General features: G+C 65.1%; 26 protein-coding genes. 9 read left to right on the top strand and 17 right to left on the bottom strand.

Going from position 1 to position 23,866, the window contains the following annotated elements; translation table 11 throughout:
• Positions 1–24: 24 nt before the first annotated feature.
• The 4 genes from C7T96_RS06415 to C7T96_RS06400 all read left to right on the top strand — a co-directional run bounded on the left by C7T96_RS06415 (position 25) and on the right by C7T96_RS06400 (position 6,360).
• Positions 25–588, top strand: coding sequence for an ActR/PrrA/RegA family redox response regulator transcription factor (locus tag C7T96_RS06415; RefSeq protein WP_275068992.1), 564 nt, complete (start codon positions 25–27; stop codon positions 586–588).
• Positions 589–821: 233 nt separating this feature from the next.
• Positions 822–1,847, top strand: a complete 1,026-nt coding sequence (locus C7T96_RS06410) for a PRC-barrel domain-containing protein (RefSeq protein ID WP_106570526.1) — start codon at positions 822–824, stop codon at positions 1,845–1,847.
• A 300-nt stretch (positions 1,848–2,147) separates the two neighbouring features.
• Positions 2,148–4,595 carry a DNA gyrase subunit B gene (locus C7T96_RS06405; RefSeq protein ID WP_106570341.1) on the top strand — a complete coding sequence of 816 codons (2,448 nt, stop codon included), beginning with the start codon at positions 2,148–2,150 and terminating at the stop codon, positions 4,593–4,595.
• A 466-nt stretch (positions 4,596–5,061) separates the two neighbouring features.
• Positions 5,062–6,360 (top strand): ImmA/IrrE family metallo-endopeptidase, encoded by a 1,299-nt coding sequence (locus C7T96_RS06400; RefSeq protein ID WP_106570340.1) that lies wholly within the window; start codon positions 5,062–5,064, stop codon positions 6,358–6,360.
• Positions 6,361–6,720: 360 nt separating this feature from the next.
• On the opposite strand, the gene C7T96_RS06395 is transcribed toward C7T96_RS06400, so the two are convergent.
• The 8 genes from C7T96_RS06395 to hisB all read right to left on the bottom strand — a co-directional run bounded on the left by C7T96_RS06395 (position 6,721) and on the right by hisB (position 12,613).
• Complete coding sequence (locus tag C7T96_RS06395; protein WP_106570339.1) at positions 6,721–7,779, bottom strand: MBL fold metallo-hydrolase; 1,059 nt, start codon at positions 7,777–7,779, stop codon at positions 6,721–6,723.
• A 178-nt stretch (positions 7,780–7,957) separates the two neighbouring features.
• Positions 7,958–8,917, bottom strand: a complete 960-nt coding sequence (gene coaA / locus C7T96_RS06390; RefSeq protein ID WP_106570338.1) for a type I pantothenate kinase — start codon at positions 8,915–8,917, stop codon at positions 7,958–7,960.
• Positions 8,918–8,939: 22 nt separating this feature from the next.
• Complete coding sequence (locus C7T96_RS06385; protein ID WP_106570337.1) at positions 8,940–9,260, bottom strand: phosphoribosyl-ATP diphosphatase; 321 nt, start codon at positions 9,258–9,260, stop codon at positions 8,940–8,942.
• On the bottom strand, positions 9,257–10,060 hold the full coding sequence (hisF, locus tag C7T96_RS06380) for an imidazole glycerol phosphate synthase subunit HisF (protein ID WP_106570336.1): 804 nt from the start codon (positions 10,058–10,060) through the stop codon (positions 9,257–9,259). Before hisF ends, C7T96_RS06385 begins: the two co-directional genes overlap by 4 nt.
• Positions 10,057–10,818, bottom strand: a complete 762-nt coding sequence (hisA, locus tag C7T96_RS06375; protein WP_106570335.1) for a 1-(5-phosphoribosyl)-5-[(5-phosphoribosylamino)methylideneamino]imidazole-4-carboxamide isomerase — start codon at positions 10,816–10,818, stop codon at positions 10,057–10,059. The genes hisF and hisA overlap by 4 nt, the downstream gene beginning before the upstream one ends.
• Positions 10,819–10,870: 52 nt before the next feature.
• The gene (hisH, locus tag C7T96_RS06370) at positions 10,871–11,521 is read right to left on the bottom strand and encodes an imidazole glycerol phosphate synthase subunit HisH (protein WP_106570334.1); all 651 of its coding nucleotides are present in this window, start codon (positions 11,519–11,521) and stop codon (positions 10,871–10,873) included.
• A 2-nt stretch (positions 11,522–11,523) separates the two neighbouring features.
• On the bottom strand, positions 11,524–11,997 hold the full coding sequence (locus tag C7T96_RS06365) for a DUF2628 domain-containing protein (RefSeq protein ID WP_106570333.1): 474 nt from the start codon (positions 11,995–11,997) through the stop codon (positions 11,524–11,526).
• Positions 11,998–12,007: 10 nt separating this feature from the next.
• Positions 12,008–12,613, bottom strand: a complete 606-nt coding sequence (gene hisB / locus C7T96_RS06360; RefSeq protein ID WP_106570332.1) for an imidazoleglycerol-phosphate dehydratase HisB — start codon at positions 12,611–12,613, stop codon at positions 12,008–12,010.
• A gap of 183 nt (positions 12,614–12,796) precedes the next feature.
• On the opposite strand from hisB, the gene hslV reads away from it, so the two are divergent.
• From hslV to C7T96_RS06345, 3 genes are all read left to right on the top strand, one after another.
• On the top strand, positions 12,797–13,345 hold the full coding sequence (gene hslV, locus C7T96_RS06355; RefSeq protein ID WP_106570331.1) for an ATP-dependent protease subunit HslV: 549 nt from the start codon (positions 12,797–12,799) through the stop codon (positions 13,343–13,345).
• A 99-nt stretch (positions 13,346–13,444) separates the two neighbouring features.
• A complete protein-coding gene (gene hslU, locus C7T96_RS06350) occupies positions 13,445–14,746 on the top strand; it encodes an ATP-dependent protease ATPase subunit HslU (protein ID WP_106570330.1) in 1,302 nt (433 codons plus the stop codon).
• Positions 14,747–14,884: 138 nt separating this feature from the next.
• Positions 14,885–15,853 (top strand): DUF1402 family protein, encoded by a 969-nt coding sequence (locus C7T96_RS06345; protein WP_106570329.1) that lies wholly within the window; start codon positions 14,885–14,887, stop codon positions 15,851–15,853.
• 51 nt (positions 15,854–15,904) lie between these two features.
• On the opposite strand, the gene C7T96_RS06340 is transcribed toward C7T96_RS06345, so the two are convergent.
• The 4 genes from C7T96_RS06340 to C7T96_RS06325 are packed head-to-tail and all read right to left on the bottom strand — an operon-like array spanning position 15,905 to position 18,675.
• Entirely contained in the window at positions 15,905–16,282 is a 378-nt protein-coding gene (locus tag C7T96_RS06340) for a helix-turn-helix transcriptional regulator (protein WP_106570328.1), read from the bottom strand.
• Positions 16,282–16,839 (bottom strand): Smr/MutS family protein, encoded by a 558-nt coding sequence (locus tag C7T96_RS06335; protein WP_106570327.1) that lies wholly within the window; start codon positions 16,837–16,839, stop codon positions 16,282–16,284. Before C7T96_RS06335 ends, C7T96_RS06340 begins: the two co-directional genes overlap by 1 nt.
• Complete coding sequence (locus C7T96_RS06330; RefSeq protein ID WP_106570326.1) at positions 16,836–17,945, bottom strand: murein transglycosylase A; 1,110 nt, start codon at positions 17,943–17,945, stop codon at positions 16,836–16,838. The genes C7T96_RS06335 and C7T96_RS06330 overlap by 4 nt, the downstream gene beginning before the upstream one ends.
• Before the next feature lie 19 nt (positions 17,946–17,964).
• Complete coding sequence (locus C7T96_RS06325) at positions 17,965–18,675, bottom strand: Tim44/TimA family putative adaptor protein (RefSeq protein WP_106570525.1); 711 nt, start codon at positions 18,673–18,675, stop codon at positions 17,965–17,967.
• 217 nt (positions 18,676–18,892) lie between these two features.
• On the opposite strand from C7T96_RS06325, the gene C7T96_RS06320 reads away from it, so the two are divergent.
• Complete coding sequence (locus tag C7T96_RS06320) at positions 18,893–19,384, top strand: FxsA family protein (protein WP_106570524.1); 492 nt, start codon at positions 18,893–18,895, stop codon at positions 19,382–19,384.
• Positions 19,385–19,508: 124 nt separating this feature from the next.
• Positions 19,509–20,024, top strand: a complete 516-nt coding sequence (gene secB, locus C7T96_RS06315) for a protein-export chaperone SecB (RefSeq protein ID WP_106570325.1) — start codon at positions 19,509–19,511, stop codon at positions 20,022–20,024.
• 61 nt (positions 20,025–20,085) lie between these two features.
• Here the strand turns inward: secB and dnaQ are convergent, their stop codons facing one another.
• The 5 genes from dnaQ to C7T96_RS06290 all read right to left on the bottom strand — a co-directional run bounded on the left by dnaQ (position 20,086) and on the right by C7T96_RS06290 (position 23,813).
• Entirely contained in the window at positions 20,086–20,808 is a 723-nt protein-coding gene (dnaQ, locus tag C7T96_RS06310) for a DNA polymerase III subunit epsilon (RefSeq protein WP_106570324.1), read from the bottom strand.
• Positions 20,809–20,930: 122 nt separating this feature from the next.
• The gene (gene coaE, locus C7T96_RS06305; protein WP_106570323.1) at positions 20,931–21,536 is read right to left on the bottom strand and encodes a dephospho-CoA kinase; all 606 of its coding nucleotides are present in this window, start codon (positions 21,534–21,536) and stop codon (positions 20,931–20,933) included.
• Positions 21,533–22,375: a shikimate dehydrogenase gene (locus C7T96_RS06300; RefSeq protein WP_106570322.1), complete on the bottom strand. Its 843-nt coding sequence runs from the start codon at positions 22,373–22,375 to the stop codon at positions 21,533–21,535. Before C7T96_RS06300 ends, coaE begins: the two co-directional genes overlap by 4 nt.
• Entirely contained in the window at positions 22,368–22,982 is a 615-nt protein-coding gene (locus C7T96_RS06295; protein ID WP_106570321.1) for a Maf-like protein, read from the bottom strand. Before C7T96_RS06295 ends, C7T96_RS06300 begins: the two co-directional genes overlap by 8 nt.
• Positions 22,983–22,991: 9 nt before the next feature.
• The gene (locus C7T96_RS06290) at positions 22,992–23,813 is read right to left on the bottom strand and encodes a pyruvate, water dikinase regulatory protein (protein WP_106570320.1); all 822 of its coding nucleotides are present in this window, start codon (positions 23,811–23,813) and stop codon (positions 22,992–22,994) included.
• Between the last annotated feature and the right edge of the window lie 53 nt (positions 23,814–23,866).

Genomic DNA, 23,866 nt, shown 5'->3' with positions numbered 1-23,866 from the left:
AATAGGGGCCGGATAGCGTTCGGAATCGAATTCATGACCACCGAAAATCAAGATACGCTCGGCGAGGATCGCTCGCTGCTCATCGTCGACGACGACCGCCCGTTCCTGACCCGCCTGGCACGGGCGATGGAATTGCGCGGCTTCGTGGTCGAGACGGCGGAGAGCGTGGAGGAAGCGCTGGCCAAGGCCAGGGGTGCGCCGCCCGCCTACGCGGTGGTCGACATGCGGCTCGGCGACGGCAACGGCCTCGACGTGGTGTCGGCGATCCGCGAGAAACGCGCGGAGGCGCGCGCCGTCATTCTCACCGGCTACGGCAACATCGCCACCGCGGTGACCGCGGTCAAGCTCGGCGCGATCGACTATCTCGCCAAGCCCGCCGACGCCGACGACGTCTACGCGGCGCTGACGAGCACGACGGGGGAGAAGGTCGCGCCGCCGGAAAATCCGATGTCGGCCGACCGGGTGCGTTGGGAACATATCCAGCGGGTCTACGAGATGTGCGACCGCAATGTCTCCGAAACCGCGCGCCGGCTCAACATGCACCGCCGCACCCTGCAGCGCATTCTGGCCAAGCGCGCGCCGCGTTAGCGCCGCCCGCTTCCGCAGCCGTCCAACGCAGCAGACGCCGGGCCGCGCCATGCGGCGGGCCGGTGGCGGGATCGCGCGCAATCTCCAACGAAATCGGCTTTGATCGTCCGCGTGCGGGAACAAGTGCGCACATGCCGCGTTTTGTGCATGTCGAGCGGCCGCGCCCCTGCCTCTCTGCCACGATCGGAAAAGGCGCGGCCGTGCATACGAATGATGCACAAGGAGGTTTTATCATGATCCGCAAGCTTATGGCGACATCCGCCCTTGCCTTGCTGGTATCGAGCGGCGCGATCGCCCAGACCAGCACCACCGTCCCCGCGGACCCGGCCCAGCAGACCGCCGAGGTTCCCATGGTCGTCAAGGCCGACGGCCAGCTCGCCAGCAACATTATCGGCGAGTCGGTCTATAACGGCGCCGGCGACGAGGCCGAAAATATCGGCGACGTGAACGACATCGTCTTCGATGCCGACGGCAATATCGAGGCCGTGGTGATCGGCGTCGGCGGCTTTCTCGGCCTCGGCGAAAAACACGTGGCGATCGAATACGATCTGGTGGAATGGGCCGAGCGCGATGGCGATCGCTGGCTCGTGGTCGAAACGACCGCCGAGGCGCTGAAGGCGCAGCCCGAATTCGACCGCATGGCCTATCAGCCTGTTCCGGCCGATGCCGAGGTAGCGGAAACCAAGCCCGCCACCGCCGACGACCTGGCCACGGCCGACACCGCCGAGCCCGCCGAGGCGATGCCCGTCGAGGACAAGGCCGCGGAGGCTCCGGCCGACCAGGACATGGCTATGGCGCCGAAGGACGAGACGGCCAAGACCGAGGATCGGGTCACCGATGGCGAGAACACCGCCGCTTCGCCGCTCGAGGCTCCGGCCGACGCGACCGACCGGACCGAAACCGCGGCGATCGACCGCTCGAGCCTGCAGCCGCTCGCCAGCGACCAGATCAGGGCCGAGGAACTGATCGGCACCACGGTCTACGGCGTCGATGACGAAAATATCGGCGAGATCGGCGACGTCGTGCTGTCGCAGGATGGCGGTGTCGACGCGATCATCGTCGATGTCGGCGGGTTCCTCGGGATCGGCGAAAAGGAAGTCGCCATCGGCATGGACAATCTCGAGTTCATGAGCGACGGCGACGGCAACCGCTATCTCTACACCGCCTTCACCCAGGAAGAGCTGGAAGCCCAGCCGGCCTATGAGGAAGCGGCCTATGCCGAGCGTCGCGACGAGATGCGCATGATCGTGCCCCAGTAATCGGGCTTGATCCTCGCAAAAAGGGCCCGTGCCGCCATGCGGCGCGGGCCTTTTTCATGTGCCGGGGCGGCCGGGTTCCGGCCTGGCGGGGCCGGGGCGGGCGGACACGCGGCGCCGCCGTTCGTCCGCTGCGATCGCAGGGCGAAATCCCACGCCGGCCGGGACGCCGTCCAGCGGCCCGAAGCCCGGCGCCGGATTTGGTTTTTCGGCCCGAAACCCCTATATCTCACCTGTCCAGCGGCGCGTGATTCGGGGTGGCGGAAGCGCGTCTTTCCAGCGGCAAAAGAACAGCGGTATTTCATGAGCGACTCGTCCGAAATTGAGCCCGGCGGCACGCCCGAATACGGCGCGGAATCGATCAAGGTCCTGAAGGGCCTCGACGCCGTGCGCAAGCGGCCGGGCATGTATATCGGCGATACCGATGACGGGTCCGGCCTGCACCACATGGTCTACGAGGTGGTCGACAACGCCATCGACGAGGCATTGGCCGGCCATGCCGACGTGGTGACGGTGACGCTCAACCCGGACGGCTCGTGCACGGTGACCGACAATGGCCGCGGCATCCCCACCGACATTCACCACGGCGAGGGCATTTCCGCCGCCGAAGTGATCATGACCCAGCTCCACGCCGGCGGCAAGTTCGACCAGAATTCCTACAAGGTGTCCGGCGGGCTGCACGGGGTCGGCGTCTCGGTCGTCAACGCGCTGTCGACCACGCTGAAGCTCAAGATCCGCCGCAACGGCAAGATCCACGAGATGAGCTTCACCCACGGCGTGGCCGACGCGCCGCTGGCGGTCACCGGCGATGCCGGCGCCGAAACGGGCACCGAGGTCACCTTCCTGCCCTCGCCCGAAACCTTCACCATGACCGAGTTCGACTACGCCACGCTCGAGCATCGGCTGCGCGAGCTCGCCTTCCTGAACTCGGGCGTGCGCATCGTCCTGGCCGACCGGCGCCATGCCGACGTAGTCACCAACGAGCTGCTCTACGATGGCGGGCTCGAGGAATTCGTGCGCTATCTCGACCGGGCGCGCAAATCGCTCATTCCCGCGCCGATCTCGATCCGCGCCGAGCGCGACGACATCACCGTCGAAGTGGCGATGTGGTGGAACGACAGCTATCACGAGAACGTGCTGTGCTTCACCAACAACATCCCCCAGCGCGACGGCGGCACGCATATGGCCGGTTTCCGCGGCGCGCTCACGCGCCAGGTCACGAGCTATGCCGAGGCCTCCGGCATCGCCAAGAAGGAGAAGGTGTCGCTCACCGGCGACGACAGCCGCGAGGGGCTGACGGCGGTGCTGTCGGTCAAGGTGCCCGATCCGAAATTTTCCTCACAGACCAAGGACAAGCTGGTCTCCTCGGAAGTGCGGCCGGTGGTCGAGAGCCTCGTCAACGAGGCGCTGAGCACCTGGTTCGAGGAACATCCGGCGGAAGCCAAGATCCTGATCAGCAAGGTGGTCGAGGCCGCCGCCGCGCGCGAGGCCGCGCGCCGGGCGCGCGAATTGACGCGCCGCAAGGGCGCGCTCGACATCACCTCGCTGCCCGGCAAGCTCGCCGACTGCCAGGAGCGCGATCCGGCGAAATCGGAACTGTTCATCGTCGAGGGCGATTCGGCCGGCGGCTCGGCCAAGGGCGGCCGCTCGCGCCAGAACCAGGCGATCCTGCCGCTGCGCGGCAAGATCCTCAACGTCGAACGCGCGCGCTTCGACCGCATGTTGTCGTCGGATATGATCGGCACGCTGATCACCGCGCTCGGCACCGGCATCGGCAAGGACGAGTTCAATCCCGAGAAGCTGCGCTACCACAAGATCATCATCATGACGGACGCCGACGTCGACGGCGCCCATATCCGCACCCTGCTGTTGACCTTCTTCTTCCGCCAGATGCCGGAGCTGATCGAGCGCGGCCACCTCTATATCGCGCAGCCGCCGCTCTACAAGGTGACCCGCGGCAAGAGCGTGCAATATCTCAAGGACGAGCAGGCCTTCGAGGAATATCTGATCGAGGGCGGCCTGGAGGATTGCGCGCTGGAGCTCGCCAGCGGCGAGGTCCGCACCGGTCCGGACCTGCGCGCGGCGATCGACGACGCGCTGGCGGTGCGCACGCTGATCAACGGCCTGCATACGCGCTACGACCGCGCCGTGGTCGAGCAAGCGGCGATCGCCGGCGCGCTCAATCCCGAAGTCGTGATCGATCTCGGCCGCGCCAACGAAACGGCGGCCCGCATCGCCGAGCGGCTCGACCTGATCTCGGAAGAAACCGAGCGCGGCTGGGAAGGGCGCATGGCGACCTCGAACGAGGGGCCGGGCGGCTTTATCTTCGAGCGCACCGTGCGCGGCGTCAAGGATGTCGTCCATCTCGACATGGCGCTGATCGGCTCGGCCGACGCGCGGGCGCTGCACCGCTATGCCGGCCGCCTCGACGAGGTCTACGGCACCCAGCCGGTGCTGCGCCGCAAGGATGTGGGCGAAACCATCTCCGGTCCGCTCAAGCTGCTCGACGGCGTGTTCGCGGTCGGCCGCAAGGGCCTGACCATGCAGCGCTACAAGGGGCTGGGCGAGATGAACGCCGAACAATTGTGGGAAACGACGCTCGATCCGGCGGCGCGCTCGCTGCTGCAGGTCAAGATCGCCGACGCCACCGACGCCGACGCGCTGTTCGCCCGGCTGATGGGCGACGAGGTCGAGCCGCGGCGCGAATTCATCCAGGACAACGCGCTCTCGGTGGCGAACCTCGATATTTGAGGGGGGCTGAGGCGCGCGAGCCAAAAGCCGCGCCGCCTCGCTGGACCCTGCCGGTGCTCGTGTTCGACGCCGCGCGGCGAAAGACCGGGCCTCGTCGATCGGGCCCAGCCGGCAAAACGTCTCATGCCGGGCGCACGCCCGATCGCAGGCACAGCTTGCCGTGATTGTGCTGGGGAGATGGAGGCGCGTATTCGGTTTGCTGGGCGCTTGCGGCTCCGTCGTGGTCGTTCCAAGGAAGTACCTTAGCCATCCGGAACTGCAGTTCATTGTGTGCGATTGCGACAACACAGCCGGCCCTCGTATCGGCCTGCTTGTACTAGAGGTTACCGCTTCTAATCATAAAGTTTGCTATCATCACCAAGTATCCTATTCACACGAAAATTTTAGAAGTCAATTTGCTTTCCAAATGCTGCTCACCACGTAAAATGTGTGCGGCTTTTCAGAACGCTTGGAGCCAAGGCAAATTATGAACTCGACTAGCAAGGGCGACAAACTGGAAGATGCGTTCTATCGCTATCTTGTTGAACAAAAAGATCGCGGGGATCTCGTTTTCGGTGTGTATGCAGCGAAAAACTGCAAGATTTACAAGAGGAAATCGTATTACTGTCGGCAACGTCATTCAGACGTTGAGTTTGATGTCGTTTTGGAAATATACCGAACTGGCAGCGATACCCCACATCTATACGTCATTTTCGAATGCAAGAATCATAAAGCAAACGTTTCCGAGATGCATATCAACGACTTCTCATCGAAAATTGGGCGGATATTTCCTTATGCATCCAAAGGAGTAATAGTTGTCACTTCGCGTCTGCAATCTGGGGCTGAGATGGTCGCCAGAAATGGAGCGATGGGCATTGTAAAATTCGATGAGCATGGTTTGGAAATCGTAGCGGATCGCAAAAGTAAATTCTTAGAAAATGCATTCTTAAGCGCTCAAATGTTTTGGAACGAAAATATAAAGAAGTCGCTAAAGTTCTCCGGTTTCTACGAAGGAAAATATTATTCGAATATCGGCGATATGGTGACAAGTCTTGATCCTGAGGTAACCAATGATCTTCGATTCGATCAAGAATGCGTAGATCATGCGGTTCCATTTTTATCATTAACTCAAATAAAATTGACGGCTGAAAAACTCCTTAATTCAACTGGATACACGTCTGGTGCGGTAGATCTAATCAAGATTTGCCAAATTCTATCCATTGATTTGCATTTCTCTGATCGTAAAGTGGTTGATATTGACGGAACTTCGATCTTGGGGAGCGCAATCTTCGGTCAAAAAATGATCGTGATAAACTCACATTCGCTCCAAACACGAGAGCGCTTTACGCTTGCACATGAGATTGGCCATTTCGCTTTGGATCATGAACGATACCTACTCTCTGAGAGCATTGTAGAGCGGGACCTATTTGTTACAAAAGATAAATCAAAAGACTTCAACTATGATCGCCTGGAGTATCAAGCGAACATCTTTGCTGCTGAATTGATCTTGCCTGATGTACATTTCCTTCAAAAGGTGATTCAATTTCGCCGAGACCTAGGTATCAAAGATAGAGGGCACGGATACATCTTCGTTGACGACCAACCATACAACTTTTTTATCTATAATGAAATGCTGTCGCGCCTATCAAACTACTTTCAGGTTTCAAGGCAAGCTATAGAGGTGAAACTGAGGAACTCGAAAATGCTGACGGACCAGAGAAAGAGGAATAGGGCATTTCCGATATTTGATGCTCTCAACGATATGGTGTCAAATCGCAAGAATTGAGTTGTATTGATAAAGACCTACCGCGCACAGCGATCTTTAGGGAAGCTCCCGCATGGTAGCAGCCCGAAACCCGCCAGTCCGCTTCCCACCCCAATGCCGACCTCCGCGTTTGAAACAGGCTCGATGCCCCCTTGCACCTCTAGCCACTAGAGAGCCTAAAGCCCTTCTGAACCCACCCCCAGAAGGCCCGTTTCATGGCAGCTTCCGGCCAACGCCCCACGACCTTCCGGGCGTGATCGCGCCTTCGGCGCCGATCTTTCCGCCTTCCTGCGTGTCGGGCCGACCGCGCCGGGCGCGGCGGCACGGTCCCGCTCGGAAATATGTGGCGATACGGGCCCGCGTCCGGCGCTGGCTGCGGCCTCAGGCCAGCCGGTAGCGGTGCACGTCTTCGTCTTTTGCGTCGCGCACCAGCGTGCCCTGCCGCTTCATGCGGTTGACGTGGGCGTGGACCTCGCTGAAGGCGAAACCCATCTGGTGCGGATCGAGCGCGCGGGGAAACACGAAGGGCAGCAGATCGGCCACCGAGCGCGGCTTTGCGCCGCAGGCCTCGGCGATCGCCGCGCAGCGCTCGTCGTGATGGGCGGCCAGCTCGCGGCAGCGCTGGTGCAGCCCGACGAAGGGAAGCTGGTGGCCGGGCAGCACCAGCGCGTCGGCCGGAATGGTGGCGCGCAGCGCGGCGAGCGAGCGCAGGTAGAGCCCGAGCGGGTCGCCCTCCGGTTCGACCGCCCACACGCCGATATTGGGCGAGATCCGGGCCAGCACCTGGTCGGCGGCCAAGAACACGTTGCCGTCGCGCCAGTAGAGCATCAGTTGCTCCGGCGCGTGGCCGTCGCCGGCCAGCACCTCGAAATCGCGCCCGCCGAGCGCCAGCGTGTCGCCGGCCACCAGCCGCGAAAAAACCGGCGGCAGCGGCGCCACCATGCGCAGATAATTGTGGCCCTGGGTGCTGACCAGGCGCGCGGCATCGTCCGCCATGCCGTGGCGGCGGTAATGGTCGCGATAGGGCTCGGCATCGAGCGCGCCCGGGCTGAGCGAGATGTTGAGACAGCCGAGATAGGCCGAATGGCTGGTCAGAAGCGGCAGGTCGAACCGGTCGCACAGCCAGCCGGCCAGCCCGATATGGTCGGGGTGATAATGGCTGACGATCAGCCGCGTCAGGCGCCGGCCGGCCAGCGGCCCGGCCACCAGCGCCCGCCAGATTTCACGGGTCTGGTCGTTGGCGATGCCGGTGTCGAGCACGGCCCAGCCGTCGCCGTCCTCGATCAGGTAGATGTTGACGTGGTCGAGACGGAAGGGCAGCGGGATGCGCGCCCACAAAATGCCGGGCGCGACCTCGCCGACCGTGCCGGTTTCGGGAGTGTCGGGAAACGGATAGCGCAGCTCCCGCGGGCCCGCAGGCAAAACCGTCGTCGTCGTCATCTGCGCTGCTCCTTGGCTCGCGGACCCTTTCGCGGGCTCGACCTAGCCCACATCCGCCCGCCTCACAAGCGCGATCGCCCGGCCGCTGCGCCGGATGACAGTCGGAAGGAAACCGCCCGCCGGCGGGCGCCGGATCGGCCCGCGCGGCGACATCTTTCCTGCGACAACGGCACAGCGCCTAGAGCTTGCGCAGCGCGACCTCCTCGACCAGATGGTCGGCGCCCTTGCGCAGGATCAGGTCGGCGCGCGGCCTGGTCGGCACGATATTCTCGCGCAGGTTCTTCAGGTTGATATTGGCCCACAGGCTTTCGCCGATGGCGCGCGCGGCGTCCTCGGAAAGCTGCGAATAGCGGTGGAAAAAGGATTGCGGGTTGCGGAAGGCGGTCTCGCGCAGACGCATGAAACGGTCGATATACCAGGTGTGGATCAGGTCTTCGTCGGCGTCGATATAGATCGAGAAGTCAAAAAAGTCCGACACCACCGGCACCGCGCGCCCGTCCGGGGGCAGGTCGCGGGTCTGCAAGACGTTGATGCCCTCGAAGATCAGGATGTCGGGCCGGTCGATCAGCACGTATTCGCCGGGCACCACGTCGTAGGTCAGGTGGGAATAGACCGGGGCGCGCACGTCCGGCTCGCCGGACTTGATCGCCGACAGGAACCGCAACAGCTGGCCGACATCGTAGCTCTGCGGAAAGCCCTTGCGGTCCATGATGTTCTCGCCGCGCAGCACCTCGTTGGGGTAGAGGAACCCGTCGGTGGTGACGAGGTCGACCTTGGGGCTCGACGGCCAGCGCCCCAGAAGTTCCTGGAGAATGCGCGCCGTCGTCGATTTGCCGACCGCGACCGAACCGGCGATGCCGATGATGAAGGGCGTCTTGACCACGTCGCCGGTGTTGAAGAACACCTTGCGCTGGTGAAACAGAAGCTGGCTCGCCTCGACATGGGCCGACAAGAGCCGCGACAGCGACAGATAGATGCGGCGCACCTCGTCGAGATCGACCGGGTCGTTGAGCGAGCTCAGCCGGCGGACTTCGTCCTCGGTCAGGGTGAGCGGCGTGTCGGCGCGGAAGCCGGCCCAGCGCTCGGCGCTGAAAAAGCGGTAGGGCGAATATTTCAGGTCCGGAGCAAGCTGGTCCATCGCCTTCCCTTTCGCGCCGGCCTCACTCGTCGCGCGCCGCCTTTTCGGCAATGCCGGAACGCGCCGTGCGGCGCTCGAGCTCGGCCAGCACCTCGGCGACCGGCACGTCGGCGAGCGCCAGCACCACCAGCCAATGATAGACAAGATCGGCGCTTTCAGAAACCAGACCGTCGCGATCGCCGCGCACGGCCGCGATCACCGCCTCGACGGCTTCCTCGCCGAGCTTCTGCGCGGCCTTGTCGGTGCCGCTTGCAAACAGCTTCGCCGTCCACGACTGCGGATCGCCGGAGCGGCCGCGCTCGGCGATGATCTTTTCCAGATCGGTCAGGGAAAATCCGCTCATGGTCGCGCTCCGGCCGGCGCCGCCGGGTCGAGGCGCACGGCAATGCCGGCCGCTGCCATATGGTGCTTGGCCTCGGCGATGGAATGGGTGCCGAAATGAAAGATCGAGGCGGCGAGCACGGCGGCGGCGTGGCCGTCGCGGATGCCTTCGACCAGATGGTCGAGCGTGCCGACGCCGCCCGACGCGATCACCGGCACGCGCACGGCGTCGGCGACCGCCCGCGTCAACGCCAGGTCGTAGCCGGCCTTGGTGCCGTCGCGATCCATCGAGGTCAGCAGGATCTCGCCGGCGCCGCGGTCGACCATTTTTTGTGCGAACCCGATCGCCTCGATGCCGGTCTTTTCGCGGCCGCCATGGGTAAAGATCTCCCAGCGCGCGGCCTCGCCCGGGGCCGACACCTTTTTGGCGTCGATCGCCACGACGATGCACTGGTCGCCGAACTTGTCGGCCGCCTCGGCGACGAAATCGGGATTTTTCACCGCCGCCGTGTTGATCGACACCTTGTCGGCGCCGGCCAGCAGCAGCTTGCGGATATCGGCGACCGCGCGCACGCCGCCGCCGACGGTCAGCGGCATGAAGCACTGCTCGGCCGTGCGCGCCACCACGTCGAAAATCGTCTCGCGATTGTCGGACGAGGCGGTGATGTCGAGAAAGCACAATTCGTCGGCGCCGGCCGCGTCATAGGCCTTGGCGGCCTCGACGGGATCGCCGGCATCGATCAGGTCGACGAAATTGACACCCTTGACGACGCGGCCGTCCTTGACATCGAGACAGGGGATGACGCGGGCTTTCAGGGTCATGCGGGGTCCTCGAACAGCCCGGCCGGCGGTTTGGCGCCGCCGAGCACGGCCAGCGCCGCGGCCGGGTCGATGCGCCCGTCATAAAGCGCGCGGCCGGAGATCGCGCCTTCGAGCCGCTTCGCGTCGGGCATGGTCATGCGCACGATATCGGCGATCGAGGCAAGCCCGCCCGAGGCGATGACGGGGATCGAGACCGCGTTGGCCAGATCGATGGTCGCCTCCCAGTTGATGCCCGAAAGCACGCCGTCGCGGTCGATGTCGGTGTAGATGATCGCGGCCACGCCGGCGCCCTCGAAACGCTCGGCCAGCTCGATCACGCCGAGCTTGGAGGCCTCGGCCCAGCCTTCCACGGCGACCTTGCCGCCCTTGGCGTCGATGCCGACCGCGATCTTGCCGGGAAAAAGCCGGCAGGCCTCTTTGACCAGATCGGGATCGCGCACCGCCACCGTGCCCAAAATGACGCGCGCCAGCCCCTTGTCGAGCCAGGCCTCGATATCGGCGAGCGTGCGAATGCCGCCGCCGAGCTGGACCGGGTTGCGCGTTGCCTTGAGGATCGCCTCCACGGCGGCGCCGTTGACGCTTTCGCCGGCGAAGGCGCCGTTCAGGTCGACGACGTGCAGCCAGTCGAAGCCCTGCGCCTCGAAGGCCTCGGCCTGGGCGGCCGGATCGGCGTTATAGACCGTGGCGGTCGCCATGTCGCCGAGCTTCAGGCGCACGCATTCTCCGTCCTTGAGATCGATGGCGGGAAACAGGATCATGCCTCGGCTCCCGCCCTGTTTGCGGCCGTTGCGATCCAACACCGTTTGCGGCTCATGGCCTCCACCTCAGGAAATTGGCGATCAGGGCCAGGCCGAGCGCCTGGCTCTTTTCGGGATGGAACTGGGTGCCGGCGAGGTTGTCGCGGCCGACCGCCGCCGTGATCCGGCCGCCATAGTCGGTGACGGCGACCAGTTCCTCGGCCACCCGCGTCTGCAGATGATAGGAATGGACGAAATAGGCGTGCAGCCCGCCTTCGCCGGTCGCGATGCCCTCAAACAGCGGGTGCGGCCGCACGAGCGCGATCGTGTTCCAGCCGATCTGGGGAACTTTCAAGGCGGGCGCGGCGGGCTCGATGCGGACCACGTCGCCGGCGATCCAGCCGAAGCCCTTCGTCGTCGTCTTTTCCAGGCCGCGCTGCGCCATCAGCTGCATGCCGACGCAGATGCCCAGGAAAGGCCGTCCCCTGGCAATCGCGGCCTCGTCGATCGCCTCGACCATGCCGGGCACGGCATCGAGGCCGGCGCGACAATCGGCATAGGCGCCCACGCCCGGCAGCACGACGCGGTCGGCCGAGCGCACCCGTTCGGCATCCGAGGTCAGGTCGATCTCGGCGGCGATGCCGGCCTGGCGCGCGGCGCGCTCGAAGGCCTTGACGGCCGAGCGCAGATTGCCGGAGCCGTAATCGATGATGGCGACGCGCATTGTCAGCCTCGCGCGGGATAGTCGAAAAGGCCGAGCGCGGGTTCGCCGGACGCGCTCGTGCGGGCCGCGCCGGGTGCAGCGGCACGCGGGGCGATGCGGTCGGCAACCGGCGTCTCGCCGCGTTCGGCGACATAGCGCGCCTCGGCATCCTCGCCCGTGTCGGCCTCCACGACGCCCCATTCGCGCCAGCCGCGGCGGGTCGCCGCCCACACCCGCAGCGTCGCGCCCTCGATGCCGACATAAAGCGCCAGAATGAGCGACAGGAACGGCGCGACGACGCCCAGACCGGCGAACTCGACCAGCATCGCCAGGCCGATCGAGGCGGCCAGAAAAAGCAATGCCTCGATCCACAGCCGATGCCACAGCAGCCAGAAAAAGGGCAACAAAAGACCGAGCCAGGCGAATCCGTCCCGCACGAAGATCATGTCATCGGCGGGACGCTCGCCCGGGGGTTCCAAAACGACGAAACTGGCCATCAGCGTATTCCTAGCCAAGCGTGCCTTTGGTCGAGGGCACGGCGTCGCGTTGACGCGGATCGGCCTCGAGCGCGACGCGCAGAACCCGCGCCACCGCCTTGAAGCAGGTCTCGGCGACATGATGGTTGTTGGCGCCGTAAAGCGTCGTGACGTGCAGCGTGATACCGGCGTTCTGGGCCAGCGCCTGGAAGAACTCGCGCACCAGCTCGGTGTCGAACGTGCCGATCTTGGGCGCCGAAAAGGGCACGTTCCAGACCAGGAACGGCCGGCCGGAGACGTCGACGGCGGCGCGCGTCAGCGTTTCGTCCATGGCCAGATCGAGCGAGGCGTAGCGGTTGATGCCGCGCCGCTCGCCGAGCGCGCGGGCGATGGCCTGCCCGATCGCTATCCCGGTATCCTCGACCGTGTGATGGTCGTCGATGTGCAGGTCGCCCTTTGTCCTGACCGTCATGTCGATCAGCGAATGGCGCGAGAGCTGCTCGAGCATGTGGTCGAAGAAACCGACGCCGGTGGCGATGTCGTATTTGCCGCCGCCGTCGAGATCGACCGTCACCTCGATGGCGGTCTCGTTGGTCTTGCGGCTGATCGTTGCGGTGCGACCGGTGCTGGCGTCCATCTCGCTTGTCCTGAAAGTAGCGTGGCGCTGCCTTCTAACAGCGGCGCGCGGGGAATGCCAGTTCGCCGGCATAGGCCGCGGCTTGTCGGGGGCGAATTTGCAATCCGGCCCCGGCTGCATAAATAAGGCCCTGTCGAAACGCCGCGTTTTTTGCGCCCTGGCCGCGCCTGATCGGAGCCATTCATGTCAGAAGCACCCGCAATGCATGCGACCACCATCGTCACCGTGCGCAAAGGCGGCACCGTGGTGATCGCCGGCGACGGCCAGGTCTCGATGGGGCAGACGGTGATGAAGGGCAATGCCCGCAAGGTCCGCCGCCTGGGCAAGGGCAATGTGATCGCCGGTTTTGCCGGCGCGACCGCCGATGCCTTCACACTGCTCGAACGGCTGGAAACCAAGCTCGAACAATATCCCGACCAGTTGACGCGGGCCTGCGTGGAACTGGCCAAGGACTGGCGCACCGACCGCTATCTGCGCCGGCTCGAGGCGATGATGCTGGTCGCCGACAAGAGCGTGACCCTGGCGCTTACCGGCACCGGCGACGTGCTGGAACCCGAGCACGGGGTCATGGCGATCGGCTCCGGCGGCAATTACGCGCTCGCCGCCGCGCGTGCCCTGGCCGAGACCGACAAATCGGCCGAGGAGATCGCCCGCGCCGCGATGGAGATCGCGGCCGACATCTGCGTCTACACGAATCGCAACATCGTGATCGAAACCCTCGATGCCGATTGACACGCCGCACATCGCCTTGCGGCCGGTCCCGCAGCTTGCGGGGCGCACCGGCGACTGGCTTTCGATGCAGCACGGCGAAAACACAAACGAGACCCCGTCATGACCACATTTTCCCCCCGCGAGATCGTTTCCGAACTCGACCGCTACATTATCGGCCAGAAGGACGCCAAGCGCGCCGTGGCGATCGCGCTGCGCAACCGCTGGCGCCGCCAGCAGCTCGAAGGCCAGATGCGCGAGGAGGTGATGCCGAAAAACATCCTGATGATCGGCCCGACCGGCGTCGGCAAGACCGAGATCTCGCGCCGGCTGGCGCGGCTCGCCGGCGCCCCGTTCATCAAGGTGGAAGCGACCAAATTCACCGAAGTCGGTTATGTCGGGCGCGACGTCGAACAGATCATCCGCGACCTGGTCGAGGTGGCGATGGGCCTGGTGCGCGACAAGATGCGCGAGGACGTCAAGGCGCGCGCCCACATCAATGCCGAGGAACGGGTGCTTGAGGCGCTGGTGGGCAAGAACGCCAGCCCGGCGACGCGCGACAGCTTTCGCAAGAAACTGCGAAACGGCGAGCTCGACGACAAGGAGATCGAGGTCGAGGTCGCCGACACGTCCGGCCCGTCCCTGGAAATCCCGGGCATGCCGGGCGCCAATATAGGCGTGCTCAACATCAACGACATGCTGTCCAAGGCGATGGGCGGACGCACCAAGACACGCAAGACCACGGTCAAGGACTCTTACGCGCACCTCATCAACGACGAGTCCGACAAGCTGCTCGACCAGGACGAGGTGGTGAGCCGGGCGCTGTCTATCACGGAAAATGACGGGATCGTCTTCCTCGACGAGATCGACAAGATCGCCACGCGCGAGAGCGGCGTGGGAGCCGGGGTCTCGCGCGAGGGCGTGCAGCGCGACCTGCTGCCGCTGGTCGAAGGCACCACGGTCGCCACCAAATACGGTCCGGTCAAGACCGACCATATCCTGTTCATCGCCTCGGGCGCCTTCCACGTCTCGAAGCCGTCGGACCTTTTGCCCGAGCTGCAGGGCCGGCTGCCGATCCGCGTCGAGCTGCGGGCTCTGGAAAAGGAGGATTTCCGGCGCATCCTGACCGAAACCGAGGCGAGCCTGATCAAGCAATATGTCGCTTTGATGCAGACGGAGGGCGTGACGCTCGACTTCACCGACGACGCCATCGATTCGCTGGCCGGCATCGCCGTCGATCTCAACGCCTCGGTGGAGAATATCGGCGCGCGCCGGCTGCAGACGGTGATGGAACGGGTGCTCGACGATATCTCCTACGAGGCGCCCGACCGGTCGGGAACGACGCTGACGATCGATGCCGACTATGTCGCCAAGAATGTCGGCGATCTGGCCAAGAACACAGATTTGTCCCGATTCATTCTTTAGGAAGCGGCAAGGATGTCGAAACAGTCTTTCCGTTTCGACACGCCAAAGAGCGCAAACTCGCCGGCCGCGCTCTCGACTCGCAGCGGCGCTTTTCCTACCGTGCCGAAACGAAATCATGTTCACGGTTGCCTGGGACATATGGCAAGGCAGATTTTTTGGGTCCTGATCCTGGCGGCGGGTGTCCTCGCGGCGCCCGCGCTGGCAGCCACTCCGGTTCCCGCCGGCAACCGGCATGCCGAGCAGCCCGACATCCCGTTCGGCTCGGGGTCGCGCACGCGTGCGCTCAAGACCACGTTCGAGGCCAAATACCGCAAGGTCTACGCCTTGCTGAAGCGCGACGGCAAGCTGCGGGCCAAGATCGTCGAGGCCGCCGCCGCCTATCGCATCGATCCGATGCACATCGTCGGCGCCATCGTCGGCGAGCATACCTACAATGTCGATGCCTATGACCGGCTGCAGACCTACTACGTCAAGGCGGTGTCCTATCTGACGACACGGTTCTCCTTCGCCTTCGACGGCGAGGACGTCGACGCCTTCATCAAGCGGCCGCAATTCGCCGCCTGCGATGCCGAAACCGGCAGCTACGCGCTGTGGACCTGTCGCGAAAGGGTCTGGAACACGCAGTTTCGCGGCCGTGTCGTCGACGGCAAGGGATTTCCCAACAACCGCTTCAGCGCAGTGTTCTTCCAGCCCTTTTACGCGGGCCAGACCTTCGGCATCGGCCAGCTCAACCCGCTGACGGCCCTGCAGATGAGCGACGCGGTGCACCGGGTCTCCGGACTGCCCAAGCTCGATCACCGCTATCCGCAGCAGGTCTATCGCACCATCATGGACCCGGACCTGACCCTGCCCTATGTCGCGGCGACGCTGAAAACCGCGATCGACGCCTATGCGGAGATCGCCGGTTTCGACATTTCCGGCAATCCCGGTATCACCGCGACGCTCTACAATGTCGGCAATCCGCGCGAGCGGGCGCAGGCGCTGCGCCGGGAGAACGCCGAACGCGCGGCCAAGGGCGAGGAGAAGCGGCTGCCGGAGGAAAACTATTATGGCTGGCTGGTCAACGACCGACTGAGCGAACTCAAGGCGCTGTTTGCGGCCAATTGATCGCCGGGCGAGCGGACAAGGCGGGCGCCCGTCGCGCACGGCGGAAAAAGATCAGTCGAAGCGCTTCGAGCGCCGTCCCACCGCCCGGATCCGCTCGATCAGCGCGGCGATGTCGTCCTCGTCGAGCCGGGCGATATCGGTAGCCAGCAGATTGGCGAGGCGGGTCGCGGCGGGCGAAAGCCCGCTCGTGTCGATCACCACCCGGGGCCGCGATTGCTCGGCGATCCGGCGCAATTCCTCCGCATCGTCCCAGATAATGTTGAAATAGCCGAGCACCTTTTGCAGGAACGTCCAGCTCGGTACGCCGCGGTGGCCGCGTTCGAGCGCCGACAGATAGGCCGGACTGACGCCGAGCGCCTGCGCCATCTCCTTCTGGGTCACGCCCTTGTCGCGGCGCATGGCGCGCATTTTTTCGCCGAACGGCGTCATCAGCGCCTCGGATCGCCGGCCCGGCGCAAACGTATGTAAAGCGCGCCGTTGCCGCCATGGTGCCGTGCGGCGGGTTCGAAGCCGCCGACGATGGCGCGGAAAGACGGGGTCGCCAGCCAGCCGGGTACGGCGCGGCGCAAGACGCCGTCGCTGCCGAACGAGGCGCCCTTGCCGGTGATGACCAGCACATGGCGGATGCCGGCGGCGTGCGCGCGCAGCAGGAAGGACAAAAGCAGCCCGTGGGCCTGGCTCTGGGTGAGACCGTGCAGGTCGACACTGGCCTCGAGCGCGACGCGGCCCTTGGCCAGTTTCTGCCGGGTCGGCCGGTCGATGCCACCCGCTCTGGGCTCGGATCCGGCGTCGGCAGGCGGCCGGGCAGCGGCCGGGCCCGCCTTTGGGCGCGCGCGCGCCGGGTCTTTTGACGCCGGCGGGGCGGTCGGGGCGACGATCTCCGCCGGCGGCAGGCGGCGGCCGTCAAGCGGCGTGGCGGTGCGGGCGACCCGCTCCCACAGGACACGGTCCTGCTCGGTCAGGCCCTTTGTCGCCCGGGTCCTCATGCGCCGGCCCCGTCGGCCAGGACACGCGGAACGAGCACGAAGAAATCGGCATCGTGGCGGACCACCCCGGCGATGTCGCCGGCCGCCGCGCCGGAGCCGGCAAACAGATCGCCGCGGGCGGGACCGGTGATGGCGGAGCCGGTGTCCTGGGCGATCATCAGCCGCGAAAACGGCGCCTCGCCGAACGCCGCAAGATCCGGCGCATGAACGAAGACCGGCGTGCCGAACGTGTGCAGCAGGCGGTCGACCGCAAGCGAGCGGCCGGCCGTCAGCGGCACCTTGGCCGCCGCGACCGGGCCAAGCGCGGAATCGTCGACCGGCGCGTCCTTAAAGAAGATAAAGGAGCGATTTTGCCACAAAATCTCGGATTTTCGCTGCGGATTTTCGCAAAACCAGGCCCGAATCGTCTGCATTGTGACGTTTTCGCGCGCCAATTCGCCGATTTCGGCCAGAATTCCGCCGGGTCCCGTGAAGCGATGTCCACTCTTGGCGGCATAGGTTACGCGCCTGACCGTGCCGTCGGGCATGCGCAGCCGCGCCGCGCCCTGGACATGGATGAAAAACACGTCGACGGGATCGGCGAGCCAGGCGATCTCCAGGCCCCGGCCCGACAGCGCGCCGGCCTCGATCGCGGCGCGGTCGAAATATTCGCCCAGGCGACCGTCCGGGTATTGGCGGGCGAAGGCGAAATAGGGGTCGAGGCCGGGCGGGCGGCTGTCGTCGTCGACCGCCACCAGATCGGCCGGGCGCGAAAGAAGCGGATATCTGAAGGCGGGCGAGGCCTGCGGCGCGGCGTCGACTTCCGGCTCGTAATACCCGGTGACGAAACCGCGCGCGTGGCCGTCCGGTACGACGCGGAAGGGAACGAAATGGGTTTCGAAAAAGGTTCGTGCCGCGCGGCCGTCGGGTGGCGGCGCGGCGCGGGCGGCGGCATGGGCGGACGCGAAGGCGGCGGCGCTTATACCGAGGCTGCCGGTGCGATAGGTCCGGGTGGCCGCCATCTCAGCGCTGCGCCGATAGGCCGCGAACGCAGCGCGGCCGTCGTCGGCGTCCCAGCCGGGCAGCGCGTCGAAACCGACACGCCGCAAAAGGGGGGACAAGGACACGGGCCGTCCACGCCGGCGATCAATCTTCGGCTTCCGTGGCCACCAATTTCCAGTTCGGATCGCGCGAACGCGTGTCGCGGGCGAAGGTCCACACATCCTTGACCTCGGCAACCGTTTCGGGATCGCCGTCGATCACCTCCCCGGCGCCGTCGCGCGTCGCCGAGATCAGCTCGCTGACGATGCGCAGGGTCAGATGCGCCTCCGATCCTTTCATCTCGGCCGAAACGATATCGACCTTGTCGATGCCGACGAAGGAGGACTGGATCTTTTCCGACCGCTTCTCGCGCTCGGAGATCGCGGCGACGAACCCGTCATAGACCTCGCGCGACAGGAGGTTTTTCAGTGTCTTGCGGTCGCCATCGGCATAGGCCATGACGATCATCTCGTAGGCGAGCTTGGCCCCCTCGGTGAAACCGCGCGGATCGAAGGAGGGGTCGGCGTCGCGAATGGCGCGCAGCCCCTTGTTGAGCTCCGTGCCGGGCGCGGCGTATTTGTCGATCGCCGCATAAGGCGATTCCTGTTCGCCGTCGCCGGCCGATTTGCGTCGCGGCAACGACACCACATTGTCCTGCGGCTTGTCGGTGTCGGTCTCGCGCGTGCGATTGGCGGTATAGGGATCGAAAGGCGGCTTCTCGTTACCCGTCCGGCGCCCCAGAACGTTGCGCAACTGCAGGAAGATCACCACCGCGGCGACAACGAAAAACAGTGTTCCGATATCCAGAAATTCCATCGTGTCCGCCGAACCGCCTCGAAAATCGTCGCCGTTGTTGTTAGCCATCCGGTCCGGCTCGATGGAGCCGGCCCCTGACGACTGCATATAGAACGCGACGGTCAATCATTCAAATCCGACCGTAGCATGACTATGTTGGGGTCGTGCAGGTCGCATCGTCAATTTGCCGGCCATTTTATCACAACAGTCCGATCTGCGGACAAACGAAGTGACACGCGTGAGATTTCCAACCCTTTTTGCGATATTTCTGGTCGTTCCGCTGCTTGAAATCGCGGCTTTCGTCGCGATTGGCGGGCGGATCGGCGTTTTCGCGACCCTGGCGATCGTGGTTCTGACCGCCCTGATCGGCTCCGTGCTGCTGCGCGTGCAGGGTTTCGGGATACTGCGCCGCATCCAGGCCGAAACCGATGCCGGGCGCGTTCCTCAGCGCGAACTCGTCCATGGCGCCATGATCCTGTTTGCCGGACTGCTTTTGCTGCTGCCGGGTTTCGTCACCGATGCGCTCGGCTTCGCGCTGTTCGTACCCGCCTTCCGCGACGCGGTCTGGTCGCTGGTCAAATCGCGCCTGAAGGTGCGTTTCGACGTCGGCGGAAGACCCGAGCCGGACTTCACCCCCCGCGACAAGACGGTCATCGACCTCGACGAGAAGGATTTCACCCGCTCGCGCCCTTCGGATTCGCCCTGGAAGGAGCCGAATCGCGACGAATAGGGCGTTCGGCCGCCCAGAAGGCCGCTGATTGCGGCTGTGCGCGCTTGTTTCAAACAGCCGCCCATGATAGCGAACGCGCAAATTTTCGGGTCGCGGCGCGGCCTCCAGGCAAAGGCAAGATCGAATGGCTGACGAGAAATCGACGGATAAGGGAGCGGCTGGCGCCGCGGCAGCAACCGGGAACGGAAACGGCACGCAGCCGTCGCTCAACGTTCTGGCGCAATATGTCAAGGACCTGTCCTTCGAAAGCCCCGGCGCGCCGAATTCGCTGCGCGGGCGCGACCAGGCCCCGAACATCAATATCAACGTCAACGTCAACGCCAACTCGATCTCGGAAAACGAGTACGACGTCAATCTGATGCTGACGGCCAAGGCCAGCCATCAGGACTCGGTGCTGTTCAACGTCGAACTCGCCTATGGCGGCGTATTCCGGGTCGCCGGGTTCCCCAAGGAACACGTGCTGCCGGTGCTGTTCATCGAATGCCCGCGGCTGCTTTTCCCGTTCGCGCGCCAGATCATCGCGGACGCGACCCGCAATGGCGGCTTCCCGCCGCTGATGCTCGACCCGATCGACTTCGCGCAGATCTTCCAAAAGAAGGTCGCCGAGGATCAGGCCAAGGCCAAAGCCCAGGCAAGCTGACCGGCAACCCCGGTCGCGCCGCGCGCGGCCGGGCCCGGCCGATCGAGAGGGGCCGGACCGTTCAGCCGGGCGTGTTTTTTTCCTGCTGAATGTCGATACGCGTCCAGATCGCGTTTTCGCCAAGCGTTTCGACCATTTTCGCATGCGCCGCGCGTGCTTTATCCGTCAGGCGCGACGGCAGCGCGCGCGCACGCGGCCTGATCGCGATCATGTCGATGTCGCGGCCGGTTTCCTCGGTGTCGGCGCTGCGCACTTCCAGACCGAGTGCCGCCTGCTTTCCGCCCACCAGTTCGATATAGACTTCGGCCAGCAATTCCGAATCGAGCAAGGCGCCGTGCTTGGTGCGGCGGCTGTTGTCGATACCGTAGCGCCGGCACAGCGCATCGAGCGAGTTCGGCCCCATGGGATGTTTGCGCCGCGCGATCGCCAGCGTGTCGATCACCCGATCCGGATCCACCGCATCGATTTTCAAGCGGGCCAGCTCGTGATTGATGAAGCCCATGTCGAAGCCGGCATTGTGGGCCACCAGCTTGCCGTCGCCCACAAAAGCCAGAAACTCCTCGGCGATCTCGGAGAAAACCGGCTTTCCCTCCAGATCGGCCAGGCTGATGCCGTGCACGGCCTGCGCTTCGGGATGAATGGCCCGGCTTTCGGGATGAATATAGACGTGAAAGACCCGTCCGGAGGGAAACCGGTTGACCAGCTCGACCGCTCCGATCTCGATCACACGGTCCTCGCGGGCGTCGAGCCCGGTGGTTTCGGTGTCGAAGATGATCTCGCGCATGGCGGCCTCAAAACCCTGATTCGGCTTCCACACTAGACCATGATGGCCGAGGACTGCATCAGCATCGTCTCACGGCAGGCGATTTCACCACAGCTACCGGCGACCCCACCGCACCGGCGGTGCTAATCGCGCGGTTCCTTTTCCGGTTTGCCGGTCAAGGTGTCGACGATCTCCGCGACCCGGCGCCGCGCGTGATCCATGCCGAGCCCGGTATCGAGCACGAAATCGGCGCGGCGGCGCTTCTCGGCATCCGGCACCTGCTTGTCGAGGATGTTTTGCAGACGCTCGGGCGTCATGCCCGGCCGGGCGAGCACCCGTTCGCGCTGCACCTCTGGCGGCGCGGTCACGACCAGCACGCGGTCGACCCTGTGTTCGCCGCCGGTCTCGTAAAGAAGCGGAATGTCGAGCACGACCAGCGGCGTACCCTTTTTCCTGTGCGCGGCGAGAAATTCCAGTTCGGCGGCGCGAACCAGCGGATGGACGATCGCCTCCAGCGCCCTGAGCGCCTCGGGCTTGCCCAGCACCTGCTCGGCCAGCCGCGCGCGATCGACCTTGCCGGCGACGATCGCCTCGGGGAACCGCGCGCCGACCAAAGGAACCGCCTTGCCTTCGTAAAGCGCGTGAACCGCCGCGTCGGCATCGTGGACCGGCACGCCGCATTCGGCGAAAAACCGCGCCGTGGTCGATTTGCCCATGCCGATCGAACCGGTAAGGCCGAGAACGATCATCCCGCGCGCTCCATGTCGGCAACGACGAGGGCGCGCAACGCGTCCGTCACCTGCGGCCGGACCCCGAACCAGGCTTCGAACCCGGGCACGGCCTGGTGCAACAGCATGCCGAGCCCGTCGACCGTGACACAGCCGCGTGCCGCAGCCTGCGCGAGCAACGGCGTGACCAGCGGCACATAAACGATGTCGGTGACGATCGTGCGCGCGCCGAGGCGGTCAAGATCGAACGCGTGGCCGGACGCGCCGCCCATGCCGAGCGAGGTCGTGTTGACCAGGAGGTCGCAATCCGCAAGCAGGCCGCCCAGGCTCTGCCACGGCGCGACGCCAACGCCGGCGCCGAAACGCGCGGCGAGGGCCTGCGCCCTTTCCACCGTGCGGTTGACGATGGCGATCTGCCGATAGCCGGCAACCTGCAGGGCATGGATCACCGCCCGCGCCGCGCCGCCCGCGCCGAGCACGACCGCCCGCTCGCGGTCACGCCAGCCCGGCGCGCCCTGATCGAGATTGGCGGCAAACCCCGACCAATCGGTGTTGGCCGCGTGCAGCCTGCCGTTTTCGAACCACAACGTGTTGGCCGCACCGATTCTCTCGGCGGCGGCGTCGCGACGCTCGGCCAGCGCGACGGCCCGTTCCTTGTGCGGAATGGTGACGTTGCCGCCGGCCCATCCGGCCTCGAGCAAGCCGCCGACGAAATCGTCGAAACCGGCCGGATCGACCGCAACGGCATCGTAGCTGCCGTCGATATCGTGCTCGGCCAGCCAGTAGCGGTGGATCAGCGGCGAGCGGGAATGCGCGACCGGCCAGCCGCAGACGAAAGCGCGCCGCGCCCGCTCAGCCATCGATGGCGCCCAGATCGCGCAGCGCGGCCAGAAGCGGCAAAAGCGGGAGGCCGATAATGGCGAAGAAATCGCCGTCAATGCGCTCGAAAAGCTGAATGCCTTCACCCTCGACCTGATAGGCGCCGACACTGGCCAAGGCGGCGTCGCCGACACGGGCGAGATGACGGCCGACAAAGTCGGGCGCCAGCGGGCGCACCGTCATCTGCGCGACCGCAACGTGCCGCCACAGGGTTTGGCCGCCACGCACGAGCACCACGGCGCTGTTGAGCTGATGGGTCTTGCCCGACAGGTGCAGCAACCGGCGCCGCGCCTCGGCCATGTCGGCGGGCTTGTGCAGCAATTCGCCATCGAGCGACAGCGTCTGGTCGGCGCCGATGACCAGCGCGTCCGGCCTTTTTTCGCCGACGGCGCCGGCCTTGGCCTCGGCAAGCACCAAGGCGACATCCTCGGCGCCGGCGCCGCTGTTAAGCAACGGCGCCTCGGCGGCGCGCTCGTCGATGTCGGCGGCGATCGCCTCGACCGGCACGCCGGCATCGGCGAGCATTTTGAGCCTGAACGGGCTGCGCGAGGCGAGCACGAGCGGCGGTCGTGTCTGGTTTCGGGTCATGTCGGCTGGCTAACGGCTTCTGCCGCGCAGCGCAAGAATGGCGGCGGCGGTTTCCTCGATCGAGCGGCGGCTGACGTCGATCGTCGGCCAGCCATTGCGGGTGCAGATCTGGCGGGCATAGGACAATTCCTGAACGATATGGGCGCGGTCGGCATAAGATTCGGAATCAAAACCGGCCGTCGCCCCCAGAATGCGATGCTGGCGCACCTGCGATATGCGCTCGGCCGAAGCGACCAGGCCGACGATCAGCGGCTTTTTCGCCTGCGACAGGGCCTCGGGTACCGGAACGCCCGGCACGATCGGGACATTCGCGGTCTTGATGCCACGATTGGCCAGATAGATGCTGGTCGGCGTCTTGGAGGTGCGCGAGATGCCCACCAGCACGATATCGGCTTCTTCGATGTCGGCGGGAAGCTGGCCGTCATCATGATCCATGGTGAAGTTCAGCGCGTCGATGCGCCTAAAATAGTCCGCGTCGAGCGCGTGCTGGGCGCCTACCCGCCGGCCGGCCGGCGCGCCGAGATAGGACTGGAACACGGTCAGGACCGGCTCGAGCACGGACACGCATGGCAGGCCCATCGCCGCGCAGCGTTCGTCGATGGTGCGCGCCAGCGTCTCGTCGACGACCGTATAAAGGACGATGCCCGGTTCGGCGTCGATCTCGTCCAGCACCGCCTGGAGCTGCCGTTCGGTGCGTATCAGCGGATAGATGTGCTCGACGGCGCGGGCATCCTTGTATTGCGCGGACGCGGCACGGCCGGCCGCCAGCAGCGTCTCGCCGGTGGCGTCGGATATCAGATGGAGATGGAAAAAACTCTGGGGTCTGTTCACAGGGGCACGGCGGTCCTGTTGGGGAGTGTGGATAAGCCCGACCCTGACACCGG

It is taken from the genome of Nitratireductor sp. StC3, assembly GCF_003015025.1.
Taxonomy (GTDB): Bacteria; Pseudomonadota; Alphaproteobacteria; order Rhizobiales; family Rhizobiaceae; genus Mangrovimarina; species Mangrovimarina alexandrii.
Note: the sequence above shows the minus strand (reverse complement) of the source record. Positions and strands in the feature narration are given on the sequence as shown.